This is a genomic window from Rothia similimucilaginosa, from assembly GCF_029850875.1.
In the GTDB taxonomy this organism is placed as follows: domain Bacteria; phylum Actinomycetota; class Actinomycetes; order Actinomycetales; family Micrococcaceae; genus Rothia.
Window position 1 is genome coordinate 66,749 of sequence record NZ_JAOVAM010000007.1, and the last position, 22,212, is coordinate 88,960.

Below are 22,212 nucleotides of genomic sequence, written 5' to 3' on the forward strand. Positions count from 1 at the left end.
CAAAGGGGTGAAAAGTTCGACAGTAAAGCTTTTAAGATTCCTGCTGGTTACGCTTTTTCGCACCGGCAGCGCCCTCCGGCTGCTCCTGAAGCGCCTTCAGGATGGCGACTTCCTCAGCCAGAATGCGGGTCTTCTCCGACAGGCGCGACAGCTCCAGAGTCAGGTGAATACTCACACCCATCAGCAGCAGAATAGACAGGAGGAACAGCAGATTCACCGGCAGGGCGACGCCCACAAAATGCGCCACACCATTCAGAAGATTCGGGAAAACACCCAACACAATAATGGTGGTACCAATAATCAGCCATAGGGCGGCGTACCGCTCCTTCATGCGCTGGTTACGCACCTGAATCACCACGAAAGTGCAGATCAGTACGGCAAGGATCAAGAAGAAAACACTGGCGCTCACGGCTACTTCTCCTCAGGACGGCGGCTCACCGAAATGCCGTAGGCAAACAGTGAACGAACCAGATAGACAGCAGACTTCAGCGGACCGGAGGAGGGGGTACCTCCCTGACGTTCACGCATATGCACCGGCACCTGACGCACCTTCAAGCCATTGTTAATAGCCATGGCGGTGATGTCGATCGTATCGCCCAGGTATTCGGCGGGCAGGTTACGGCAGTAGAAGTCGATACCGCGGCGGTTAGCGATCTTAAAACCGCTCGTCACGTCCGTGAACGGGGTACCCGCCGAGCGGGTGAACAGGAACGACAGCAGGCCCATCGCCCACTTGCGCGGGCCGGACACCTCGTAGTCAGCCGCACCATCAGCGAAACGGGAACCAATCACGATGTCGTAACCCTGCACCGCCTCGATGAGTGAAGGGATACTCTCGGGGTGGTGCTGACCGTCCGAATCGACCTGCATGGCGTAGTCGTAGCCCATGCGCTGCGCGTACTTGTAGCCGGTGCGCATGGCGGCACCCACACCCATGTTGTAGGGCAGGTCAATCACAAAAGCGCCCGCCTCACGAGCCACAGCGGAGGTGTTGTCGGTGGAGCCGTCATTGACCACCACCAGGTCCACGTAGGGTACCGTCTCCTTCAGTTCAGCGATGCTGCCGGGCAGTGCTTCTTCCTCGTTCCAGGCGGGCATAATCACCAGCGTACGAGGTGAAGTGAGTGGGGTGAGAGGCGGTGCGGGAGAACCCATAGGGCAGTTACCCCTCCTAATGAATGTGTCTTACCGTGCGTGTGAAAGCCGGTATGCCCTAGTGGACATACCGGTTTTCATCATATCAGTGGTTCCGCGGCATCTAAGATTTGGTGACAGATTGTAGACTGCACCACTTATTCTCTGAGATGCATACGCTCTATAAGGGGGTGTTGGCGCACCTTCTAGTTAGCGCATTAGTTATCGCAGGCGCTAATGCGGTACAGAGTCATCGGGCCTGAGGAGTACACCGGGGTCAGAACGTCCGTGTCGATAGCAGCCACCAGGCCGTCATAGTTCTTCTGCTCGCTGGGGCCGAAGTTGCCCTGGTTCTCCAGGTGCACGTACCAGTGAGCCTTGTACTGGTTCACCTCGCGGCAGACTTCCGGGTTCGTGCGGGCGTCCTTCAAATCGTTCAGGATCGCCGCGTACTTCGGGGAGGTCTGGAACTCGAAGTGGTAGCTGGTCAGGTGGCGGTCAGCCAGCGCGTAAATGTAGGCGCTACCGTCCCAGGGGTTGTTCACGATGGTGTCGCCCTTGGGCACGATCTTCGGAATCTCGTTAATGACGTTCATCTCATCCTGGTTCAGGATGTCGGAGGTCGGGGTCACCTGGTACCTCTTCGCCACCTCGAGGGTTGCGTCATGCATTGCGGGGGTACGCGAGGACAGGCCCGCAACCGCGAGCACCAGCACCATGGCGGCACCCATCATTGCCGGGGCGACCTTCGCGTGCTTCTCACGCGGAATAGCGTGCATGATGCGCACGAAGATGCCCTCCACGGCACCGCCCAGGCCAATACCGGCAAGAAGCACGGAGGGGAACACCACCAGCGCCGCCAGGCGGAAGTGGTCGGTGTACCAGGGGCCTACCATCAGCAGGCGGAAGTCACCGCGCGGCACCGAAGCCGCAATAATCCACATGTAGCCGACCAGCATCCAGCTGCCAATCAGCCACAGGTTACGGCGCTTATACAGCAGGTAGCCAACGCCCCACAGCGCCAAGAAACCGACCAGGTAGGCGGGAGCAAAATTACCACCCAGCGGGTTCGCGTTCTCCAGGCCCAGGAACAGGAACTGGTAGACCGCCTCGCCTTCGCCCATGATGGAGGTCCACAGTTCGCTCGCCTCCTGGCTCGGGCGCAGCACGGACCAGGCGGTGACGCATCCGGCGATCAGGGCAACCAGCACGCCGGTACCCACCAGACGCTCACGCGTGGACGCGCCACGAGTCCGCAGAACCTGCACCACGCCGCCCAGAAGCATGGGCACCGCAAACACTGCGGCAGAAACCACCGCGTTCGGATGCACCAGAGCCAAACCGCCCAGACCCACCAGAATCGTCAGCGACAGGGACAGCACGAGGGAGTACTCGCGGCGCGCCATTACCTGAATCATGTGCGACAGCAGCGCCACGAACGCGGGTAGTAGGGCGTAACCAAGAAGGTTCGGGAACAGCACGCCCCAGAACAGCAACAGACCGGGGAACGCAAAGAAACCGCAGGTCAGTGCCGGAATGGCGAGCGCCTGCAGGCGGCGCAGATGCGGAATGCTCAAGCACATTGCCACCAGGGAGCAAGGCCAGATAATGCCCGCCACCAGCAGAATCATGACGATGGTTGCCGTAGCAATGCTCGTGCCGGTGGTGTTGTAAATCAGGTACACGAAATCGTGCCAACCGGCGGGGTAGAAGTACGGCTCCTGGTTCATGCCGGAGACAGCGCCCATGGTCAGGCTGGAGGCGTCGCCGTGCTCCTGAATCCAGCGGATCGCGTTCATGTGGTAGGAGTTATCGAGGGTCTGCGAGAACGCCTCCGGACCGAACACCATGTCCTCGGTCATGTGCAGTACCAGGAAACCCCCCAGTACTGCACCCACCACCGGCCACGCGACAGGAACATCATTACCCGGCCACGAAACAGACGCCAGAGCAGGCCAACGGCGACCCACCAGCCACATGAGACCAGCAGCCGCAGCCACCAGCACTGCAGCGACCAGCACGAAAGAAATCAGGCTCCACGGAATACCGGTCTTACCCAGCACAATCGCAGAGACAGTCACTAGGGCAAACGTCAGCAACGGTGCGTAAAAAACACGCAGACGTGCAGGAACACGCAACGCCCAGCCCATTGCATAGCCGGGGCCAAAAGCCAACATGACCGCAAAAAGGAGTAGCGGAATAGTTGCCAACCAGCTCATTAATCCTCATCTCACCACAGTTCACGCACCAAAAAACCCTCAAATACGGGGCACGAAACGCTTTCAAGTACCTAGCAAGGATACCTCAGAGGCCTCTACACCCCGCGAAACCCCGCAGAAGAGAGAGGGATAGCACCCACAACCCGCTACTCAGGCCCTAATGCGGGGCAATCGGCAAAGTGCATCTTCGAAGCTCCCAAAAGACGAAGATTATGACGTAATATTTCACACCCAATGTCACGAAAGGTTCGCCTAAGAAACATAGGGCAATAAATAAGGTGTTCGGCATCCTTTACCTTTACTCTGAACATATCTCCCCTTAACTAAAGGGTCGCCCAGAGCAAACACCACAGGACGAACCCTCAAACGCAGCCGCAGAAGAAAGGGTCGATTATGACCGAAACCGTTGCAGCACAGGCGCTCATCGCCGATACCTCCGAACAATTCAAACTAGCCTTCGGCCACCAGCCCGCAGGCGTCGCCATCATCACCGCAACCGACGAAAACGGTGAACCGGCAGGCTTCACCGCCTCCTCCCTGACCTCCGTGTCCGCAGACCCCGCCATCATCGCCTTCTCCCTGAAGGCAAATAGCGGATCCGCAGCAAAGATCGCTGCCTCCTCCTCCTTCCTCGTGCACATGCTCGACGCTGAGAATGTCACCATCGCCAAGAACTTCGCCACCCACGATTACCCCCGCTTCGAAGACACTAGCGCCTGGGAATTCGTCCACACCGGCGAGCCACTCGTCCACGGCGTACGCCGCGTTCTGCGCGCAACCCCGCTCAGCCGCGTTGAGGCTGGTCCCGCAATCGTCTTCACCGCCCAGGTTGAAGAGTTCATCCGTAACGATTGCGAAGGCACCCCGCTGGTCTACCACTCGCGTAACTTCCACGCGCTGGGTGACCACTCCAACGTGAACAACTACAGCATCTAACCCCCGCGCAGGGGTCACGGGGCGGTATTCGACGACCATGAAGCGACGAATACCGCCCCGCGGCGTACCCTAAACATAAAAGCGCATACGGCACACGATGGCACAGCGCACCCAATACAGCTCAGAAGGAACAGTCATGACGGCTCAGACTACCCAGCCCGCATCCCTCCCCTGGCTCGAAAAGCTCATCGCGATCCCCACTGTCTCCGGAACCTCCAACCTGGAACTCATTGAGCTCGTCGAAGCCGAATTTGCCCGCTACGGCTACAGCGGTGTGCGCACCTACAATGAGGACGGCACCCGCGCTAACCTACTGGTCACGATTCCCGCTACTGACGGCACCACCCGCGGCGGCGTTATCCTCTCCGGCCACACGGACGTTGTACCCGTTGCGGGTCAGGCATGGGACGCAGACCCGTTCACCCTGCGCGTGGAGGGTACCCGCGCTTACGGCCGCGGTGTATGCGACATGAAAGGCTTCCTCGCCGTGGCGCTCTGGCTGCTGCCGCGCGTTGCCGAGGCGAAGCTGCGCACTCCCCTGCACTTCGCGTTCTCCTACGATGAAGAAATCGGTTGCATCGGTGCGCCCTCCCTCATTGAGGAGTTCGTGGCGCGCGACCTCGCCCCCGACTACGCGATTGTTGGTGAGCCCTCCAGCATGCGCATTATCTCCGCGCACAAGGGCGCGCACCGCGGCCGCGTCACCTTCACCGGCGTGCCCAAACACGGCTCCCTGGCAACCCACGGCGTGAATGCGGTCGCCGCAGCCGGCGAATTCATCACCTTCTTCACCGACATGGCGGACCAGTGGGAAGAAGAAGGCCCCTACGACGAGTCGTTCATCATTCCCCACTCCACCGGTAGCGTGAACCTGGCTACTGGCGGTCTGCAGTACAACATCGTCGCCGAGCAGGCGGTCGTAGAGTACGATGTGCGCACCCTGCCGCAGGTGACCACCGAGTCCTTCGTGGAGCGCATTGACCGCGAGCTTTCAGAGGTGATCCTGCCGGATTTGCAGGCACGCGCCGCACGCGCCGAGAAGCTGACCGGCGCACAGCCCGGTAGCCTCACCTCACGCGTGAGTGTGAAGCACGAGCTACTCGCCGCCGTGCCGGGCCTGGGTACCGCCGATGACGCGCCGCTCATTCACCTGGTGCACGAGTGGCTGGGCACCGACGGTGCACCGCAGAAGGTCACCTACGGCACCGAGGCGGGCCAGTTCCAGCGTGCCGGCGTGCAGAGCATCATTTGCGGCCCCGGCGATATTGCCCAGGCGCACACTCCGAACGAGTGGATTGAGCTGGAGCAGTTGAGCGAATGTGAGCGCTTCTTCGAGGCGATTCTCGACTGGGCGAGCGCCAAGTAGTACAAGTAGCAACCGTGTAGCAGCGTAACAGCCAGTCCACGGCGGCTCGCACGAGTTGCCCAAAACCGCCATAACCTAGAAATTCTAGAATCTGCCCGGGCACCCCATTGGGGTGCCCGGGCATTCTGTGCTGATGGCGGGGGCGAGTGTTGATTGAGCCGTGGAATCAACCATGGGGAGAAACCGCGAACTGAGGGAGTGAGTCCACGGTATGGACTACGCCCGGTTTCTCCCTCATCTTCCACATTTATTTTTAAATGAAAAACCCGAAAAATCGCTTATGTATAAGGGTGAAATAACACTAAAGTATTGCCCTCCCAAGGTATTCAGGATTCCATAGATGCCGAAGGTTACACATGCTACCCATGTGGCATAGCCCACACAAAATCACACCCCCTCGCGCTCGGCACTGCACCACCTGCACTTCACTACCTGAAGGACATCCCGTGTACACCATCAGCCCCTACCTCGCCGAATTCCTCGGCACGCTCATCATGTGCACCATCGGCTGCGGCGTCATCGCCAACGTCGAACTTCGCCGATCCAAAGGCCACGGCGACAACTTCTTCACCATCGCCTTCGGTTGGGGATTCGCCGTCACCTTCGGTGTCTACGCCTCCCACGCATACTCCGGCGGCCACCTCAACCCCGCCCGTGACTTCGGTCCGCGCGGCAACATACACGCCGACCGGTTCCATGCCGATCCTGATGCCTGAGGAGATCAAGGGCAACCGTAGTATCCTCATCGTCAACCGGGTGACCGAAAACGGCTAGTCTTCCCGTTTGGGAACTTCTCTGTCTAAGGTTTCATCTAGCCGGGTATATCTGAGTAGATTTATCCGGCGAGGTTGCACCTAAAAACAGCGAACCCCTCGCGGAAGGGAGTTTGGGGAGTTCCAGAGGATTCTACGCGGCGGCGTTAGCCATTTCCAGCACCCGGTCATGCTTAGCCGTGCGGCGTTTCTGAATCGTGCGCACCGCCCAGATACAGGCCGCGCCAAGGACCGCGCCGGCAGTGTTATTCACAATGTCATCCACATCGAAGGTGCGGTAGGTGAAGCCCGCCAGACCCCAGTTACCGGTCAGCTGGCTCAACTCAATGAAGCTTGAGAGCGCGAAGCCGCTCAGCGCCGTAGCGCGCAGACCCCAGCGCAGGCAACCCGCGGTGAAGAAGCCCAGGGGGATGAACATTGCAATATTGAAGAAGAGCTGCGCATACACGGTGGTTGCGAAGCGGTTCAGACCCATGCCGGCAGTCAGCTCCCACGCCTGCTGCCAGCTCCAGCCCACATAGAAGCGCGGGTAGTACAGCTCAGGGTTCGTGACGCTATTTGCGCCACCAATCGGAGTTAGCGTCAGTGAAAGAATTGAGGCGAGAAACAGCGCGAAGGACGCAGTCAGCAGGTACTGGCGGACGCCGTACGTTCGACCGGTCTTCTTGGCACGCAGGCGCATACCAATAAATCCGATGATGGAGAGCGCGACTGTGAGTGCCGCAATCTCGATAGCGAAGGTGCCAATCATATGTTTACTGAGTAGTTCCTGCATGCTGTGTGTTCCTTGGGTCGTGAGAGTGATTTATATGAACTCCACATGTATATATGGCTTTTCTGGCATATATTTTTGGTCGCATATAACGGGTTATTGTTCGTACCCGCCGCATATCGTTCACCACCAGTCTAAAAGACCGCTCTATGGCTCACCATAGGCGAAACTGTGAAAAAGCTGTACGGCACCCAACACGCCATGAGAACCACCACAGCTGGTCCCATCAGTACAAAACATCCAACGGAAACACCGGAGCAATATACCGCCCAAAAAGCAACACGAACACGAAGGCACCCGCAATCGCGGCCACCATCGCACCAAGCACCTGCACCAGCCAGAGCATCAGAAACTTCACCATCTTCCCCTCAGAGCGGGCGGTCAGTGCTTCCACCATGGCGGTCGAAAATGTCGTAAAGCCACCCAGTAGACCGGTCGTAATCACCGTGCACCAGAACGCCACCTGATCCGTAGCGTTATAGTGAACGCCCAGCGCACGAGGATTAGACACCGGCATAATCAGCAACCCATAGAAGAACGAACCCACCAGGTTAATGACGAACACCGGGCTAATAATCGACAACTCCGTACGCAGGCGAGGCGACATCGCCTTATCCACAAAGAAGCGGGCCATAGCGCCCAGACCGCCGCAGAGGAAAACCATCAGAGCAAAAAACATTAGCAGCCCTCCTCAACATCACTGGCAGGCACCAGACGGGACCCCACAAAACGACCCATCAGCATGCCCGCAGCGGCGGCAACTAAACCACCCACAAGCAGCACCAGCACCGCCAACACCATATACCCGCTATGCACCGTGTACGGCAGAAAAATCGTCTGCGCTACTACCGCCGCAATTGAAGAATACGTTGTGTATCCACCCATCATACCGGCACCAAACAGTAGGCGGAACGAATGAATCCGATCCTCACCGTCACGGCGCGCGTAGGCATTCCACACCACCGTCAATAGACCCAGCGTGAACGACCCCAGCAGGTTCGCCACCAGCACGCCGCCGGGGGTATACACGCGACACAGCGTACCCGTGCCACCACCTAGAAAGACAAGAAAAGGGGCAGGCACACGGTTCAGAACGCTTCCTATCCTCTGTCGGATACTCGCGCGGCTCCTCATCACCGTGCACCTGCCCTTTCACATCGCATAAGTATTTAGTGTGCGCTATAGCGCACACTAAATACTTTACTCTTACCCGAGCTTGTTACCCGAGTCAGTAGCAGCAGAGTCGTGCCCATGCTGAATCTTCTCACTCAGTGCGGCGCCCTCAACATCCATATTCGGAGTGAGGCGATCCAGCCACTTCGGCATCCACCACGCCTTATCGCCCAGCAGAGCCATAATCGCCGGGGTCAGCGTCATGCGAACAATGAACGCATCCACGAGCACACCGAACGCCAAACCAAAGCCCATCGGGCGGATCATGGTCGAATCAGCAAAGATGAAGCCACCAAACACTGAAATCATGATGATCGCGGCAGCCACCACCACACGCACCGCATGGTTGTAGCCGCTCACAATGGCGGTCGTCGCATCCTTGCCGTGCACGTACGCTTCACGCATACCGGTCACCAGGAACATCTGGTAATCCATGGCAAGACCGAAAAGAATACCGATGAGCAGGGTCGGCAGGAAAGACAGCACCGGACCCGGGTGGTCAACCCCGAAGAGGAAGCTCATGAAGCCTAACTGGTAAATCGACACCACGGCGCCGAAGCTCGCCAGCACCGAGAAAAGGAAGCCCACCGAGGCAACCAGCGGAACCATAATCGAACGGAACACCAGAATCAGCACCAGGAAGGACAGCCCCATTACCACGCCCAGGTACAGGGGTAGCTTCTGGGCAAGCACCTCGGAGACGTCAATATTGCCGCTGGTCTGACCCGCAATGCCGAGAGACACCTTAGAGCCCTGAACCGGAACGGTCACGGAACGCAGCTCGTGGACGAGCTCTTCAGTCTCCACAGAGCTTGCGCTATAGGCAGGAATCACCTGGAAAATCATGAGGGTACGGTCATCGGTCATGCCGCCGGGAACCACAGCCTGCACGTTCGCACCGCCGCGTTCCTTCACCGCAGAGGCGATATCAATTTGCGCCTGCTGAGCATGCTCCTCGCTCATGTTCGCGGGCGTGTGCGCGACCGCAATCAGCGGGGCACTCATACCCTCACCGAACTTGTCCTTGACCAGCGCATACGACTTGTACGCGGCGCTATCGGAGGGGTAGTTCGAGGCGTCCGGCAGGCCCAGGCGCATCTGAGACATGGGGGCGGCAACCGCCAGCAGCGCCAGCGTACCGACCACCAGAGTCAGTAGCGGACGCGCCAGCACGAGGCGCAACCAGCCGTTCGGCTTCTCGGTACGTTCGGCATCCCGCGCGCGGCGTTCCGCAATTTTCTGCGGGGTGTCTATGGAAGCCCACAGCTTCTTCGACATGATTTTGGTACTTGCCATGGACAGCACCGCCGGGGTAAGCGTCACCGCGATTAGGGCGGCAACAACCACGCAGAACGCAGCGGCATTACCCATCACGCCCAGGAAGGGAATACCGGTCACATTTAGCGCTACGAGTGCAATAATCACAGTGCTCGCCGCAAAAATCACGGCGTTACCGCTCGTGCCGTTCGCCAGGGCAATTGCCTGGATCTTCGGCATACCGTCCAGCAGGTTCGTGCGGTAGCGGTTCAGAATGAACAGCGAATAGTCGATACCGACCGCCAAGCCAAGCATCAGGCCCAGGGTGTAGGCTGTGGAGCTCATCTCCACAACGGAAGAGAGGGAAAGCGTACCGAGCACACCCACCACCACGCCCACCAGAGACATGAGAATCGGCAGGCCAGCAGCCACGAGGGTGCCGAGCATGACCATGAGCACGATGAAGGCGATGACCATGCCCGCAACCTCACCGGTGTGTGAGCCGCCGCCTAGCGCGGATTCACTCAGATTCACGTCAAACTGGATGATCGCCCCGTGCAGGTTCGCCGACTCGAGATTGGACATGACCTTCTGCAGTTCAGTGGATGGCACCTCGTAAATCTTCTTCTTAAACGAGACAGTCGCAATCGCCGTGGACTGATCCTCAGAGACCATACGGTAGCCGGAGGCAAAGTCGTAGAGCTTCTGCTGGCGCTCTAACTGCTCACGCTGCGCCGGCAGCTCACTCTCAGTCTTCTGCAGCTGGTTGCGTTGCTCATCCAGCTTCTTCTGGCCCTCAGCCAGCTCGTCCTTCTTAGAGGCAATTTCTGCACGGCCCGCATCAACCTGCTTCTGGCTCTCGGTCAGGGTATCGCGTTGCTGATTGAGGGCATCCTGCTGCTCGGTCAGCTGCGCTTGCTGAGCATCGAGTTGCTCGATCGTGGCGGCGGGTGAGCCTGCCGCCTCCGCCTGGGCGTAGCCGCCCTTCAGCTGTGCCTGCGCGTCATCCAGCTGCTTCTGTGCAGAGGCGACCTGCTCCTGACCCGCACTAATCTGTGCTTGTGAGTCGTCGAGTTTCTTCTCGTTGTCGGCAATCTGCTTCATACCTACCTCAAGCTGCGAGGCGGCGGTATTCAGCTGCTTTTTGCCGTCCTCCATCTGGGAGGGGGCGGCGTCAATTTTGGCGTGCGCCTCGTCGAGCCGGGTTTTTGCTTCTGCAAGCTTGGAGGTGGTGGTGAACGGGTCGGTGACCGCATCCACAGAAGGTACCTCACTGGGCAGTGCACGCAGTGCGGTGGAGAATGCCTGCTTCTGCTCTTCGGTGAGGCCGGTGCCATCACCGGTCGTAAGAATGATCTGACCGGAGCCGCGGTTGGCGCTGGGGAAGCGCTGTGCAAGCTCATCGGAGAGCTGCTGGGTCTGCGTTCCAGGCATGGTGAAGGTATTGCTGAGCTTGCCGTGGAACACGGCATAGGCACCCGCTACACCGGCAATGATGAGTGCCCAGATAAGGATGACAGTCCATGCACGACGGGCAGCGGCTTCACCGATGCGGTAGAGCCATGTAGCCATGATTTAGTCCTTTGAAGTTGAGTGAAGAGTAGGGAGCGGTGAGGTGGTTGGGTGCGTGTGGTGTTTGCCCTGCCGTTTTACCGAGCAGTTTTGCCCCGCACTACGAACGCTACTACCTGTTTTGGGCAAAAAATACCCCGCCCCGGGGACCTGTAGATGAGTTGCCCGAGCGAGAGTGTTTGAGCGTTGAAGCTATGGGGCTTAGCTTGCGAATTCGCCCTGGACCAGACGACTCAGGTAATCGAGTGCTTCGAGTACGCACTGGCGCATTGTTTCAATGGCGAGCGCTTCGGGGTGGATGCTTTCGGGGGCTTCCACTGAGACCTTGGCGGTTATTTCTTCGGCGCGGGTGAGGTAGTAGTAGATGCCTTCACCAATGGTTTCGGAGAGGTTGGAGGCGAAGACTGCCACGCGCAGGTAGGGCAGGTCGGGGTATGCCGCGAGGTACTGTTCGAGGAAGATGTCGTAGGTGCGCTCAAGGATGACGTGCGAGTATTCTTCGAACTTCGCGGGGCTGTCCATTTCGAGGGCGTAGAGCAGGTGTACGAAGGGTGCGATGTACTCTTCGAGGGTGTTGCTCATGAAGACCTTGCGGGCGATGGAGAGCATTTCGGCTTCCATACTTGCGTTTTCACCGGAGACGGTGAAGTCGCATTTTTCGAAGATGCGATTGAAGTACTGGTTCATGCGGGTGACCAGCACGTCGTCTACGGAGGCGAAGTGGTTGAAGATGGTGCGGCGGGAGACGCCTGCGCGTTCTGCGAGTGCTTCTGTGTTGAGGGCGCCGTAGCCGCCCTCAAGGATGAGGGATTCTGCCGCCTCAACGATTGCAATGCGGTTCTCTGCCTTGCGGGCGGAACGCTTGTCCGTGATGTTTGCGGGGGATTCAACAAGATTAGCCATGCTTTTTACAATACGCGCAATGTTTCACTGAGAGTAACTATTTGGGGGTTAGATTCACCATATATTTGCACTCAAGGCAATAAACTTGAGGTGAAGATTTAATGTTTAATCAATATGTGATTTAGTATTTTAGCCTGCCAGAACGCTAGAACACCCTAAAAAACACACCAAAGGGGTGAGGAGCGCACAACACACCCCACCCTCGAGCGCTCACCCGGCTACCCGCTCAGCGAGCCACCAAGCAGGTGCATTAGGCGCGCGCCGCTTCTAAAGGCAGACGCACCGTAAAGACCGTATGCCCAGGCTGGCTCTGCACCTGAATCGAACCGCCGTGCGCCTGCACAATCGCCTGCACAATCGCCAACCCCAGACCAGTGGTTCCAACCGAACCGGAGCGTGCCTTATCGGCGCGGGTGAAGCGGTCAAAAATCTTCGGCAAGAAGTCAGGGGCAATACCCGGACCGTTATCACTCACAGTCACTACAGCTTCACGGCGTGCAGTATCCACAGCCAGGCCCGCAGTCACACGCGTACCTTCATCGGCGTGCTTGCGGGCATTCGAGAGCAGGTTCAAGATGACGCGTTGAATCTGGGATCGATCCGCCACGACCTCAACCGGCTCGTCGGATAGGTTCAGGTGCCATTCGTGGGTGCGCGCGGCAGCCTGCATGTCGGAGGTACATTCAAGCACCAGTTCAGTCAGATCGACGAGCTCAAACTTGGGTTCACGGCCTTCATCCAGGCGAGCGAGGGTCAGCAGGTCCTCCACGAGGCGTGACATACGTTCGGTCTGCGAGTCGATACGCGCCAGGGAGGATTTACCGGATTCACTGAGCGGCTCGGTCCAGCGGAGCATGTCGGAGTACCCCTTAATGGCGGCAAGGGGCGTGCGCAGCTCGTGGGAGGCGTCCGCAATGAAGGCCCGAATCTGGTGTTCAGTCCGTTCGCGCACCTCGAGGGCGGAGTTCACGTTATCCAGCAGCTGATTGAGGGCGTAGCCCACGGCACCCACTTCGGTGCGCGGGTCGGAATCGCGCGGTTCCACTCGCACCGCCGAGGAGATGGTGTGCTCTTCCAGGTCCAGGTGCGCCACATCGGTTGCCACCGCGGAGACTCGCTCCAGGGGCTTCATGGTGCCGCGAATAATGTAGGAGCCCGCTACACCGGCACCAACCATCACGGCAATGGAACCGAGGGCTACCACAATCACGAAGATAGTGAGGGTCTGTTGCACGTTGGCGAGCGGAATACCAACCACCTGGGCGTCGGCGCTGCTATTAGCCTTCGGGGTGATTTTCACGAGGTACAGGCCGGATTCCAGCTTGATCTCTCGGACTTCCTCTTTGGTGGCGTTGAGTGCCATGGTTCCGAGGGTTACCTGGTCGTTGGTGGAGAGGGTTTGTACGGTGCCCTCCTTGGTGAGCTTGCTGGCGACTTCTACGGCACCTTCGGATTCCACGCAGGTGATGATAGTTCCGGACGCCTGACCGGGCGCAAAGAGGGAGCTGCTCTTCTGCAGGTCACTGCAGTCCACTTCTTCTCGCTTGCCGTCTCGGGAGGTCGGCTGCACTACGCGGTGGCTGGTTTCTTTGAGGTCGCTTTGTGCCTGCTGGTAGAGGGAGTTCTGCAGGGTCACGTAGGTGGACAGGCCGATGATGAGGCATGCAATGCCGAGGGCTGTCACGAGGATGGCGATAAGGCGCGAACGAAGGTGGGGCACGTACCCGAGTTCTTCGGGGGATGCCTCGGGGTTCCTCATACTCTTCCAGGCGGCGCGTAGGCGCACGAAGAAGTTCGTGCGGGAAGGTGCGGCACCGTCTCGTGCGGGGGTACCCGTGCGCAGGGAGCGGGTTGCTTCGTTATCCGGGGAGGCGGGTTCACCGGGTGAGTAGAAGCCCACAAACATCCTTTCTTTCTGTATTCGAAATACGGAATATAACTGATACGGCGCGGCATAACCGAGTGTTATACCGCGCCATATGAAGAGCAGAGAATAAACTTAGACGGCGGGACGTAGCACGTAACCAGCACCGCGCACGGTGTGAATCATTGGTTCACGGCCCACATCAATCTTCTTACGCAGGTACGAGATGTACAGCTCCACAATATTTGCCTGACCACCAAAATCGTAGTTCCAGACATTATCAAGAATCTGACTCTTGGAGACCACGCGCTTCGCGTTCTCCATGAGGTAGCGCAGCAGGTCGAACTGGGTTGCGGTGAGGTTGATCTGCTCACCACCGCGGGTCACCTCGCGGGTGTCCTGGTTCAGCACCAGATCGCCGACGACCAGCTCAGCGTCGTCAATGGCAGCAACACCTGAGCGCTGCACTAGGCGGTGCAGACGAATCATAACTTCTTCCATGGAGAAGGGCTTGGTCACGTAGTCGTCCGCACCGGCGGCAAGGCCTTCGATACGGTTATCGACTGAATCCTTAGCGGTCAGGAAGAGGCAGGGAACTTCGGGGTAGAACTTGCGGATACGGGAGAGCAACTCAAGGCCGTCGAAGCCGGGCATCATAATATCCAGCACGAGCACATCGGGACGCCAATCGCGGGCAATCGCGAGCGCGGAGGGGCCATCACCTGCGGACTGCACCTCCCAGCCAATCATTTTCAAACCCATGCTGACGAGTTCTTTGAGCATCTCCTCGTCGTCAACAACGAGGGCGCGGATGGGACTACCATCCGGGTGCTCTAGCGCGGGAAGACTCTTTGCGATTTCGGTTGCTTTACTGCTCATGTGATTAAGGGTATCGCGATTTAGGGTTCGCGGCGGGGCGGGAGTCGGTTTTCAGCCGCAAACTTATGGAATGCTTACCCTCATCACAGTTGGGACACAGCTTTACCCCACATTTGCGCGTTAACCCTTTATGACGGTTTCAAACTTTCGGTAGAATTTGTACTAGCTTAGGTAACACTCAATCACCTTGCGTATCTTTTGATTTTGCCATTTCTGCTCTGGCGACCCAACACCCATGAAGGAGGATGACGCATGCGCATTAGCCGCATTTATAACAATAATGTTGTCCTCACTGTGGATCATTACGGCAAGGAGTCCGTGATGATTGGTCGCGGCATTGCTTTTGGTAAGCGTAAGGGTCAGCTGATTGACCCGTCTGCGGTGGAGCAGACCTTTGTGCCGGAGCAGGGCATGTCGGGTGAGCGTCTGAGTATGACCCTGTCTGAGATTCCGGCGGAGATTCTGTCGATTGCCACTCTTCTGGAGTCGAAGGTGCGCGCCGAGGGTGTGTTGGAGCTATCGAACTCGTTTATTCTTCCGCTGGCTGATCACCTGCACTATGCGGTGGTTCGTGCGCGTGATGGAGTTCGGGTGGAGTATCCGCTTGCCCCGGAGGTGGCTGTTCTCTACCCGCGCGAGGTGGAGTACGGCCGCGCGGTTTTGAAGATGGTTCGCGAGCGCCTGCAGGTTGAGCTAGACCCGAATGAGGCTATTCCTTTGGCGTTGCACCTTGTCAACGCACAATTTGCGACAGCGGATATGTCTCAGGCATTCCGCATGACTGAGGTTTTCGCGCAGGTTTTTGAAATTATTGAGGCAAGCTATGAGCGGACCATTAATCCCGACTCGATGAGCGCGGCACGTTTTGTGACGCATCTACGGTACTTATTTGTGCGGGCGAGCCGCACCTCCGCAAATCGCACCGAGGATGTTGATAAGGTGTCGCAGCCGAGTTTGTTGGCGGCTCTTCGTGCGGATGCACCGCGCGCCTACGCGTGTGCACAGAAGGTTTTGTTGGTGCTGCAGATGCAGTTGAAGCAGAGCCTGACTCGTGATGAGTTGACGTATTTGACGATTCATATTGCGCGTCTGGCACGGGATATGTGGGGCATTAACGCGTAGCGCATGTACAGAAAGCAACCGGGGGCTCTCGGTCGCTTTTTCTATGCTCTGAAATATATACCCCGAATTCTATACTTCTGAATCCTGGTGAGGAGTTCGGGCGGGGGATTTGGGAGTGAAGGTTTTAGAGAGGTGTTACCAGGCGGAACGTGCTATTCAAAAGTGAGCTGCTATTTATATATACAACCTGTCACTAAAATGCTGTTTACCGGGTTTTTCGCGCATTAGCGCATTGATTTAAATTTTTAAATGATGGTTCATGTCGGCACATTCCAGAAATATCATTCTGTGGACAGGCCGCAAGAACATGTGGGTTTTTTATAAATCCCACACCTTTTGATCTGTGCGCCGATTTTTCATTCGATATTTTCATTGTAAATCTTTTTCTCGCACCCTTGGGATCCAAATATTGCACATCACGTGCCTCGTCAGTCCACTTGCAAAATGTCCAGGCTCTCAATTTTTCACAAAAATAACACTCCGCCTCTCACACTGGCAATCTTTTTCGGTGTTCTGTTTAAAATTTTTGGGCCCCGGTAATAAATACGTGTTCTGACATCAAAAACCCATATTCCAACACTTGAAAAAATGTCACCCGAACCTAAAGTGTGCATAGCCAGAAAAACCCCACAAAACACACAATATACGTGTTACTATCTGAGAATTATGAGGCTCCTCATGGGCCACTACACACCATGTCACGAACACGAGAGGACCACTATGGTCACTATCATTGTGGCGGCACACGGCGAGTCGGCTCCGGCTCTGCTGAAGACCGCCGGCATGATCCTCGGTAACTTCGAAAACGTCCACCCGGTCACGTTCCTGCCGGGTCAGGGCCCCGAAGATCTCATCGAAGAGTACACCCGCATAGTTGAGGCATCTGAAGCAGAAGAAACCCTGCTGCTGGTCGACCTCTTCGGCGGTAGCCCCTACAACGCCGGTGCGCAGTTTGCAGCCACCCGCGAAGGTGTCGACGTCGTCTCCGGTGTCAACGTACCGATGCTTATCGAGGTCATCTCCAGCGCAGGCCGTAAGAACGCAACCCTCAAGTCCCTGGTCGCCAAGGCTCACAAGGCTGGCACTAAGGGTATTCGCTCCTTCCAGGAGGCAAACCAGCCCGTAGCCACTAAGCCCGCCGAGGCGAAGCCCGCAGAGACCAAGGCGGTCGAGGTTCCGGCTGCTCAACAGGTTCCCGGCGGCACCATGGACGCTATCTTCACCCGCATCGACTCCCGCCTGATTCACGGTCAGGTGGCAGGCACCTGGGTTCCCCATATCGCACCGCAGACCTTCATCGCGGCATCCGATAATGCGGCACACGATCAGCTGCGCAAGTCCCTGCTGTTGCAGGTCGCACCGACCAGCGTGAAGACCAACGTCCTGGACATCGCTAAGGCGGGCCGCGTGTACAACAACCCTAAGTACACCGGCATGAAGACCATGTTCGTCGTGGAATCCCCCGTTGACGTGGTGCGATTGCTCGACGAAGGTGTCAAAATCAACGAAGTGAACGTTGGTGGCGTCACCTTCAAGACCGGTATGGTTCAGCTTTCGGACGCGGTGTACGCCTCCGAGGAGCATCTGGATGCTTACCGTGAACTTATTAAGCGCGGTGTGAAGCTGATGGTGCAGCAGCTGCCCAACCATTCCCCGGTTGATTTGAAAAAGATCCTCAAGCAGAAAGGCCTGGACGCATGAGCGCCCTGACGTTTATTCTCGTTGTTCTCGTGGCGTTCATTGCGGGCGTCGCATCCGTGGTGGACGAGCGTCAGTTCCACCGCCCTCTGGTCGCTTGTACCCTGATGGGCCTCGCACTGGGGGACCCGACTACCGGCATTATGCTCGGTGGCGCACTGGAGCTCATCGCCCTGGGCTGGATGAATGTCGGTGCGGCGATGGCTCCCGACTCGGCTCTGGCATCCACCATCTCCGCTGTCGTTGTGATTCAGGGTCACCAGGACATCACCACCGGTATTGCTATTGCTGTGCCGCTGGCTGCAGCAGGTCAGGTTCTGACCATTTTCGTTCGTACCATTACGGTGTTCTTCCAGCATCAGGCTGATAATTTCGCGAAGACGGCAAACTTCCGCGGTATTGAGTTGATGCATATCAGCGGTATGGCTCTGCAGGGTCTGCGTGTTGCTATTCCGACCGCTATTGTGGCTCTGATTAGCTCCGATGAGCTGACCCGCCTGCTGGGCATGATTCCTGCCGAGGTGACCACCGGTCTGCGTATCGCCGGTGGCATGATTACCGTGGTCGGTTTCGCAATGGTTATCAACATGATGCGTTCGAAGGCTCTCATGCCCTTCTTCTTCCTTGGTTTCATCGCTGCTGCCGCTATCCCGGCAACCCAGTCGATTTCGATTGCTGGCGCCGAGGGCGCAAAGGACCTCATCGCAACCCTGTCCGGTCAGGCACAGTTCAACCTGGTTGCTATCGGTATTGTGGGCGCTTGCCTGGGTCTGCTGTACACCCAGCTGAACCCGCTCTTCCATAAGAGTGAGGCACCCGCCGTAGTACCGGCAGCCGCAGCAAACGACCTTGATAACGAGCTCGAGTAAGGAGCATCATCATGACTGAGAACAAGAACGTCGAGCTCGTTGAAGTTCCCGAGCTCACACAGCGCGATAAGGTCGAAACCTACATCCGCTCCACCTTCCTGCTTGGTTCGTTCAACTTTGAGCGTATGCAGTCCATCGGTTTCGCGGTTTCCATGATTCCGGCGATTAAGCGCTTCTACACCAAGAAGGAAGACCAGGCAGAGGCGCTGACCCGCCACCTGGAGTTCTTCAACACCCAGCCGTGGGTTGCATCCTCGATTATGGGTGTGACCGCTGCGATGGAACGTGAGAAGGCAGCCGGTAAGGACATTGACGAAGCCGCTATCACCAACGTGAAGGTGGGTCTGATGGGCCCGCTGGCTGGTGTCGGTGACCCGATTTACTGGGGTACCGCACGTATTGTGCTGGCTGCTCTGGGTGCTTCCCTGGCGGTGACCGGTAATATCCTGGGCCCGCTGCTGTTCTTCTTTGGTCTGACCGCGATTCGCTGGGCAACCCGCTGGTACGGCTTCAAGTACGGTTATGAGAAGGGTACCCAGATTGTGACTGAGGCGGGCGGTAATACCCTGCAGAAGATCACTCAGGGCGCTTCCGTGATGGGTCTGTTCGTGATGGGCGCGCTGGTGTACCGCTGGACAAGTGTGAACATTCCGTTGCCGCTGACCAGCTACAAGAACCAGGCGGGCGCTATGGTGGATGTGACCGTTCAGTCTGTGTTGAACGATCTGCTGCCGGGCCTTGCATCGCTGGGTCTGTGCTTCCTGTGCATGTGGCTACTGAAGAAGAAGGTCAATGCTATTTGGTTGATTTTCGCCCTGTTTGCCGTGGGTATCTTCGGTTCTTACCTGGGCTTCCTGGCTCTCTAAGAATTCGGGAATGAGCCCATTCACTCTTCATTGAAGGCGTGAAGTTCACAGGCTATATCTCATATGGAGGGGATGCGGTCGGTACACTGAGAGGTGCCGGCCGCATCCCTATTTTTGCGCAGGTTTATGCTGGGTGCGGTGTATGCGAACTATTGGCGCAGCCCTCCCGCGAAGGAGTTTCGATGACCAAGTTGATGGCTTTCGATCTTGACGGCACGATCCTGTTTAACCGTGCCGTGGACCCTGCCAATGAGCAGGCGATTGCCCGCTGGCAGGCGGAGGGTAACCTGGCGGTCTCGTGCACGGGTAAGAGTATTTTTGCCGCTCAGCTGGCATTGAACCCGACCGCCATCCGCTTTGATTACCACGTGCTGTACACGGGTGCGGTGATTACTGACCGGCAGTACCGGGTAATTTACCATCAGCCTCTTCCGGTAAGTATTGTGCAGGCGTGCTACGAGCATTTCAGCACGGTGGACGGCGTGGCACTATTCGCGACCACCTTGGATAACGATTACAGCCTCTGCGATAGGGTGGGGTCCTCGACGAATATTCTGCCGAAGTTCACTCCCCTACCGGCTAATGACCTGCAGAACCACGAGTACGTGGGTGTGCCCCTATGGATTCCGGATGCGCAGGTCCGCCAGGCAGCGTACACCTGGATTCTGGAGCGTTTTGGTGATTCGGTGGACTGCCATAAGAACCAGGATTTCCTGGATATTGTGCCGCCCACCTGCACCAAGGGCACCGGCCTGCAGTATCTGGTGGAGTACCTACAGACTGAGCGTCCGGGTAGCTCCTATGAAGTGCATACGATTGGTGATTCGTGGAACGATATCGACATGCACCGCTACGCTGACCGTTCGGCGTCGTTCAGTTACTCCCCCGATGATGTTAAAGCTGTCACCACCGATTGTGTGGATAAGGCGTACGAGTTTATTGAGACTTCCCTGTAGAAGCTCCCGAGGTGGCGTTCAGGCGCGGCAAGTACTGAACGCCTGCCAGCCGCTTCCGTGTACTTGTCGCTTCTCTCGCATGTACTCGCCGCCTACTCCCCCCGTTTCACGTGAAACACCCACTTTCCCATTACTCCCCGTGTATCCCCGTAAGGTTTTCTATGTGCCCTTCCGCTTCTCAGCCCCGTAAGAACCAGACCGGCAAGTATCAGTATCCCAAGAGCCAGTCTCAGAAGAGCCCGCAGGTCGATTCTGCCCAGTCTTACGACCCATCCAGCTTCTCTGACACCTTCCGCGCTATGGCGCGTGAATCACTCGTGAAGAACCAGAAGAGCCGCCCGAACTCCCCCATCGTCTCGATTTCCCCGGCGCTGATTATTTTGAGCGCTATTACGGCGGCACTGTACGGACTGTGGCAGAGCTGGGCGTGCCTCATCCCGCTGGTGCTGATTCTGGCGCTCATGTGGGTGCGGTACACAATGCAGCGTCAGGTGCTCAACGATTTTGCGGAGCTGGAGGCGGCACGCACCGCATGGAAAAAGACCCGCGACCGCCAATATCTGGAGCTGATGGCAGCGCAGTCAGCGCGCATCCTAGATGAGAATAAGGCGCTGACCAAGCAGGCTCGTGCACATGTGCAGGAGTACGCTGATTTCGCGGCACAGAAGCTGGGCACTCAGCGCTAAAGACCCCGCTGCGCTAACTCGCCTCTCCCCCCCTCCAAAAAGTATTCGCCTAGCGTCGAGTGAGGTGAACGTTGAGGCACAATACAAAAGACCGTAACCACTGCCCCATACGGGGAGGCGGTTACGGTCTTTATGTCTTAGGGGAATACACCCTAGTTGGTCTTCTGCTCGGGTGCCTCGACGTGCTCTTCTGCGGATTCTTCGTCTGCTTCCTCAGTGACCGGGGTGTCGCCAGCAGCCGGAGCCTCGTCCACTCGTTGCACCACAGCGGAGCGGTAATCAAAGCTGCGGCGGGTGCCTCGGGTTACCTTCGCGTCAAGGGTGTACAGCTGCTCGCGGTTCGTCAGCACCACCAGGGTCATGGCATTCAGGCAGACACCCACAATGCACAGAATCCAACCGATCAGCATGAACCGACCACCGGAAAGTACCGCTCCGGAAAGCATCAGGGCGATAGAGGCGAGATACGCCGGGGAGAGCAAAAACTTCGTATTCACTACCGACCTACCTAGCGTGCGTTGGAGCGAGGCTTAGGGGCGCGACCCGAACGGTGGCGCGAGGGCAGAACGCTCATGCGACCGGGGGCACGCTCAACAATCGGCTGGGACTCGGTGGGCTCCTCCTCACGAACCTCGGTAGCCTCTGCAGTTTCAGCGTGCTCGGTTGCCTCAACAGCCTCAGCAGCTTCAGTTGGAGCCACTTCCTGATCAGCCTCTGCGGTTGCTTCCACTGACTGCTCAGCAGCTTCGTGCTCAGCTGCTTCTCGTTCTTCGCGGCGGTGCTCAGCGCGCCCGCGGATGCGGTTCTCCACGGAGGACTCGAAACCGTCCAGGTTGGTAACCAGTGCGGGAGTCGGGTTACCCTTCGCCTTACCCACGGACAGCAGAAAAGCAAGAACGTTCAGACCCAATGCAAGGATGAGAAGGATCCAGCCGAACCAAAGAAGCCAGGGAATAGAGGATCCGACCATGAGCGCGCCACAAAAAATCACGCCGAGGGAGGTCAGGTACGCAGGCGAGAGAGTCTTGAAGTCCATATCTACTTTCAATGTATTCGTGAGTTTGAGAGAGCTAACGTACGTTCACTACGTTTCCTGTCTCATTTTAGGTGATAGTTGAGGCTTAATCTGCCTCTGCCCCCGTCTATCGCCTGTGAGCTAAAGAGGAA

At 57.6% G+C, this 22,212-nt stretch carries 21 protein-coding genes; 9 read left to right on the plus strand and 12 right to left on the minus strand.

The features are described from left to right. Nucleotides 1-31: 31 nt before the first annotated feature. The 3 genes from QFX05_RS06595 to QFX05_RS06605 form a co-directional block, all read right to left on the minus strand. Nucleotides 32-409 (minus strand): DUF2304 domain-containing protein, encoded by a 378-nt coding sequence (locus QFX05_RS06595; protein WP_279741920.1) that lies wholly within the window; start codon nucleotides 407-409, stop codon nucleotides 32-34. A 2-nt stretch (nucleotides 410-411) separates the two neighbouring features. Then, on the minus strand, nucleotides 412-1,098 hold the full coding sequence (locus QFX05_RS06600; protein ID WP_371567857.1) for a glycosyltransferase family 2 protein: 687 nt from the start codon (nucleotides 1,096-1,098) through the stop codon (nucleotides 412-414). 254 nt (nucleotides 1,099-1,352) lie between these two features. Beyond that, entirely contained in the window at nucleotides 1,353-3,353 is a 2,001-nt protein-coding gene (locus QFX05_RS06605) for a DUF6541 family protein (protein WP_279741922.1), read from the minus strand. Between the two features lie 393 nt (nucleotides 3,354-3,746). Here QFX05_RS06605 and QFX05_RS06610 point away from each other — a divergent pair, with 393 nt between their 5' ends. From QFX05_RS06610 to QFX05_RS06620, 3 genes are all read left to right on the plus strand, one after another. After that, on the plus strand, nucleotides 3,747-4,289 hold the full coding sequence (locus QFX05_RS06610; protein WP_279741923.1) for a flavin reductase family protein: 543 nt from the start codon (nucleotides 3,747-3,749) through the stop codon (nucleotides 4,287-4,289). Between the two features lie 136 nt (nucleotides 4,290-4,425). Beyond that, complete coding sequence (argE, locus tag QFX05_RS06615; protein ID WP_279741924.1) at nucleotides 4,426-5,655, plus strand: acetylornithine deacetylase; 1,230 nt, start codon at nucleotides 4,426-4,428, stop codon at nucleotides 5,653-5,655. A 446-nt stretch (nucleotides 5,656-6,101) separates the two neighbouring features. Then, nucleotides 6,102-6,371 (plus strand): aquaporin, encoded by a 270-nt coding sequence (locus tag QFX05_RS06620; protein ID WP_279741925.1) that lies wholly within the window; start codon nucleotides 6,102-6,104, stop codon nucleotides 6,369-6,371. A gap of 190 nt (nucleotides 6,372-6,561) precedes the next feature. On the opposite strand, the gene QFX05_RS06625 is transcribed toward QFX05_RS06620, so the two are convergent. From QFX05_RS06625 to QFX05_RS06655, 7 genes are all read right to left on the minus strand, one after another. After that, nucleotides 6,562-7,203: a VanZ family protein gene (locus tag QFX05_RS06625; protein WP_279741926.1), complete on the minus strand. Its 642-nt coding sequence runs from the start codon at nucleotides 7,201-7,203 to the stop codon at nucleotides 6,562-6,564. Nucleotides 7,204-7,426: 223 nt separating this feature from the next. Next, complete coding sequence (locus QFX05_RS06630; RefSeq protein ID WP_279741927.1) at nucleotides 7,427-7,879, minus strand: fluoride efflux transporter FluC; 453 nt, start codon at nucleotides 7,877-7,879, stop codon at nucleotides 7,427-7,429. Further along, nucleotides 7,879-8,334, minus strand: a complete 456-nt coding sequence (locus tag QFX05_RS06635; protein ID WP_279741981.1) for a fluoride efflux transporter FluC — start codon at nucleotides 8,332-8,334, stop codon at nucleotides 7,879-7,881. Before QFX05_RS06635 ends, QFX05_RS06630 begins: the two co-directional genes overlap by 1 nt. 72 nt (nucleotides 8,335-8,406) lie before the next feature. Next, a complete protein-coding gene (locus tag QFX05_RS06640) occupies nucleotides 8,407-11,202 on the minus strand; it encodes an MMPL family transporter (RefSeq protein ID WP_279741928.1) in 2,796 nt (931 codons plus the stop codon). A 201-nt stretch (nucleotides 11,203-11,403) separates the two neighbouring features. Further along, nucleotides 11,404-12,105, minus strand: a complete 702-nt coding sequence (locus tag QFX05_RS06645) for a TetR/AcrR family transcriptional regulator (protein ID WP_279741929.1) — start codon at nucleotides 12,103-12,105, stop codon at nucleotides 11,404-11,406. A gap of 250 nt (nucleotides 12,106-12,355) precedes the next feature. After that, nucleotides 12,356-14,011, minus strand: coding sequence for a sensor histidine kinase (locus tag QFX05_RS06650; RefSeq protein ID WP_279741930.1), 1,656 nt, complete (start codon nucleotides 14,009-14,011; stop codon nucleotides 12,356-12,358). A 93-nt stretch (nucleotides 14,012-14,104) separates the two neighbouring features. Continuing rightward, the gene (locus QFX05_RS06655) at nucleotides 14,105-14,848 is read right to left on the minus strand and encodes a response regulator transcription factor (protein WP_279741931.1); all 744 of its coding nucleotides are present in this window, start codon (nucleotides 14,846-14,848) and stop codon (nucleotides 14,105-14,107) included. A gap of 252 nt (nucleotides 14,849-15,100) precedes the next feature. Here QFX05_RS06655 and QFX05_RS06660 point away from each other — a divergent pair, with 252 nt between their 5' ends. The 6 genes from QFX05_RS06660 to QFX05_RS06685 all read left to right on the plus strand — a co-directional run bounded on the left by QFX05_RS06660 (nucleotide 15,101) and on the right by QFX05_RS06685 (nucleotide 21,045). Then, nucleotides 15,101-15,970 (plus strand): PRD domain-containing protein, encoded by an 870-nt coding sequence (locus QFX05_RS06660; RefSeq protein ID WP_279741932.1) that lies wholly within the window; start codon nucleotides 15,101-15,103, stop codon nucleotides 15,968-15,970. A gap of 720 nt (nucleotides 15,971-16,690) precedes the next feature. Beyond that, nucleotides 16,691-17,671 (plus strand): mannose/fructose/sorbose PTS transporter subunit IIA, encoded by a 981-nt coding sequence (locus tag QFX05_RS06665; protein ID WP_279741933.1) that lies wholly within the window; start codon nucleotides 16,691-16,693, stop codon nucleotides 17,669-17,671. Next, nucleotides 17,668-18,537 carry a PTS mannose/fructose/sorbose transporter subunit IIC gene (locus QFX05_RS06670; protein WP_279741934.1) on the plus strand — a complete coding sequence of 290 codons (870 nt, stop codon included), beginning with the start codon at nucleotides 17,668-17,670 and terminating at the stop codon, nucleotides 18,535-18,537. The genes QFX05_RS06665 and QFX05_RS06670 overlap by 4 nt, the downstream gene beginning before the upstream one ends. Nucleotides 18,538-18,548: 11 nt before the next feature. Further along, nucleotides 18,549-19,403: a PTS system mannose/fructose/sorbose family transporter subunit IID gene (locus QFX05_RS06675; RefSeq protein ID WP_279741935.1), complete on the plus strand. Its 855-nt coding sequence runs from the start codon at nucleotides 18,549-18,551 to the stop codon at nucleotides 19,401-19,403. A 182-nt stretch (nucleotides 19,404-19,585) separates the two neighbouring features. Further along, nucleotides 19,586-20,359 carry an HAD family hydrolase gene (locus QFX05_RS06680; RefSeq protein ID WP_279741936.1) on the plus strand — a complete coding sequence of 258 codons (774 nt, stop codon included), beginning with the start codon at nucleotides 19,586-19,588 and terminating at the stop codon, nucleotides 20,357-20,359. 161 nt (nucleotides 20,360-20,520) lie between these two features. Continuing rightward, complete coding sequence (locus tag QFX05_RS06685) at nucleotides 20,521-21,045, plus strand: hypothetical protein (protein WP_279741937.1); 525 nt, start codon at nucleotides 20,521-20,523, stop codon at nucleotides 21,043-21,045. Nucleotides 21,046-21,197: 152 nt separating this feature from the next. On the opposite strand, the gene QFX05_RS06690 is transcribed toward QFX05_RS06685, so the two are convergent. Then, entirely contained in the window at nucleotides 21,198-21,542 is a 345-nt protein-coding gene (locus QFX05_RS06690) for an ATPase (protein WP_279741938.1), read from the minus strand. A gap of 11 nt (nucleotides 21,543-21,553) precedes the next feature. Continuing rightward, a complete protein-coding gene (locus tag QFX05_RS06695; RefSeq protein ID WP_279741939.1) occupies nucleotides 21,554-22,081 on the minus strand; it encodes a hypothetical protein in 528 nt (175 codons plus the stop codon). Nucleotides 22,082-22,212: the final 131 nt, after the last annotated feature.

Excerpts from the sequence above, each read along its gene's own strand:
- QFX05_RS06600 (WP_371567857.1), bottom strand. The coding sequence starts at position 1,098 with ATGCCCGCCTGGAACGAGGAAGAAGCACTGCCCGGCAGCATCGCTGAA.
- QFX05_RS06605 (WP_279741922.1), bottom strand. The coding sequence starts at position 3,353 with ATGAGCTGGTTGGCAACTATTCCGCTACTCCTTTTTGCGGTCATGTTG.
- QFX05_RS06610 (WP_279741923.1), top strand. The coding sequence starts at position 3,747 with ATGACCGAAACCGTTGCAGCACAGGCGCTCATCGCCGATACCTCCGAA.
- argE (WP_279741924.1), top strand. The coding sequence starts at position 4,426 with ATGACGGCTCAGACTACCCAGCCCGCATCCCTCCCCTGGCTCGAAAAG.
- QFX05_RS06625 (WP_279741926.1), bottom strand. The coding sequence starts at position 7,203 with ATGCAGGAACTACTCAGTAAACATATGATTGGCACCTTCGCTATCGAG.
- QFX05_RS06630 (WP_279741927.1), bottom strand. The coding sequence starts at position 7,879 with ATGTTTTTTGCTCTGATGGTTTTCCTCTGCGGCGGTCTGGGCGCTATG.
- QFX05_RS06635 (WP_279741981.1), bottom strand. The coding sequence starts at position 8,334 with ATGAGGAGCCGCGCGAGTATCCGACAGAGGATAGGAAGCGTTCTGAAC.
- QFX05_RS06640 (WP_279741928.1), bottom strand. The coding sequence starts at position 11,202 with ATGGCTACATGGCTCTACCGCATCGGTGAAGCCGCTGCCCGTCGTGCA.
- QFX05_RS06645 (WP_279741929.1), bottom strand. The coding sequence starts at position 12,105 with ATGGCTAATCTTGTTGAATCCCCCGCAAACATCACGGACAAGCGTTCC.
- QFX05_RS06650 (WP_279741930.1), bottom strand. The coding sequence starts at position 14,011 with ATGTTTGTGGGCTTCTACTCACCCGGTGAACCCGCCTCCCCGGATAAC.
- QFX05_RS06655 (WP_279741931.1), bottom strand. The coding sequence starts at position 14,848 with ATGAGCAGTAAAGCAACCGAAATCGCAAAGAGTCTTCCCGCGCTAGAG.
- QFX05_RS06660 (WP_279741932.1), top strand. The coding sequence starts at position 15,101 with ATGCGCATTAGCCGCATTTATAACAATAATGTTGTCCTCACTGTGGAT.
- QFX05_RS06665 (WP_279741933.1), top strand. The coding sequence starts at position 16,691 with ATGGTCACTATCATTGTGGCGGCACACGGCGAGTCGGCTCCGGCTCTG.
- QFX05_RS06670 (WP_279741934.1), top strand. The coding sequence starts at position 17,668 with ATGAGCGCCCTGACGTTTATTCTCGTTGTTCTCGTGGCGTTCATTGCG.
- QFX05_RS06675 (WP_279741935.1), top strand. The coding sequence starts at position 18,549 with ATGACTGAGAACAAGAACGTCGAGCTCGTTGAAGTTCCCGAGCTCACA.
- QFX05_RS06680 (WP_279741936.1), top strand. The coding sequence starts at position 19,586 with ATGACCAAGTTGATGGCTTTCGATCTTGACGGCACGATCCTGTTTAAC.
- QFX05_RS06685 (WP_279741937.1), top strand. The coding sequence starts at position 20,521 with ATGTGCCCTTCCGCTTCTCAGCCCCGTAAGAACCAGACCGGCAAGTAT.
- QFX05_RS06695 (WP_279741939.1), bottom strand. The coding sequence starts at position 22,081 with ATGGACTTCAAGACTCTCTCGCCTGCGTACCTGACCTCCCTCGGCGTG.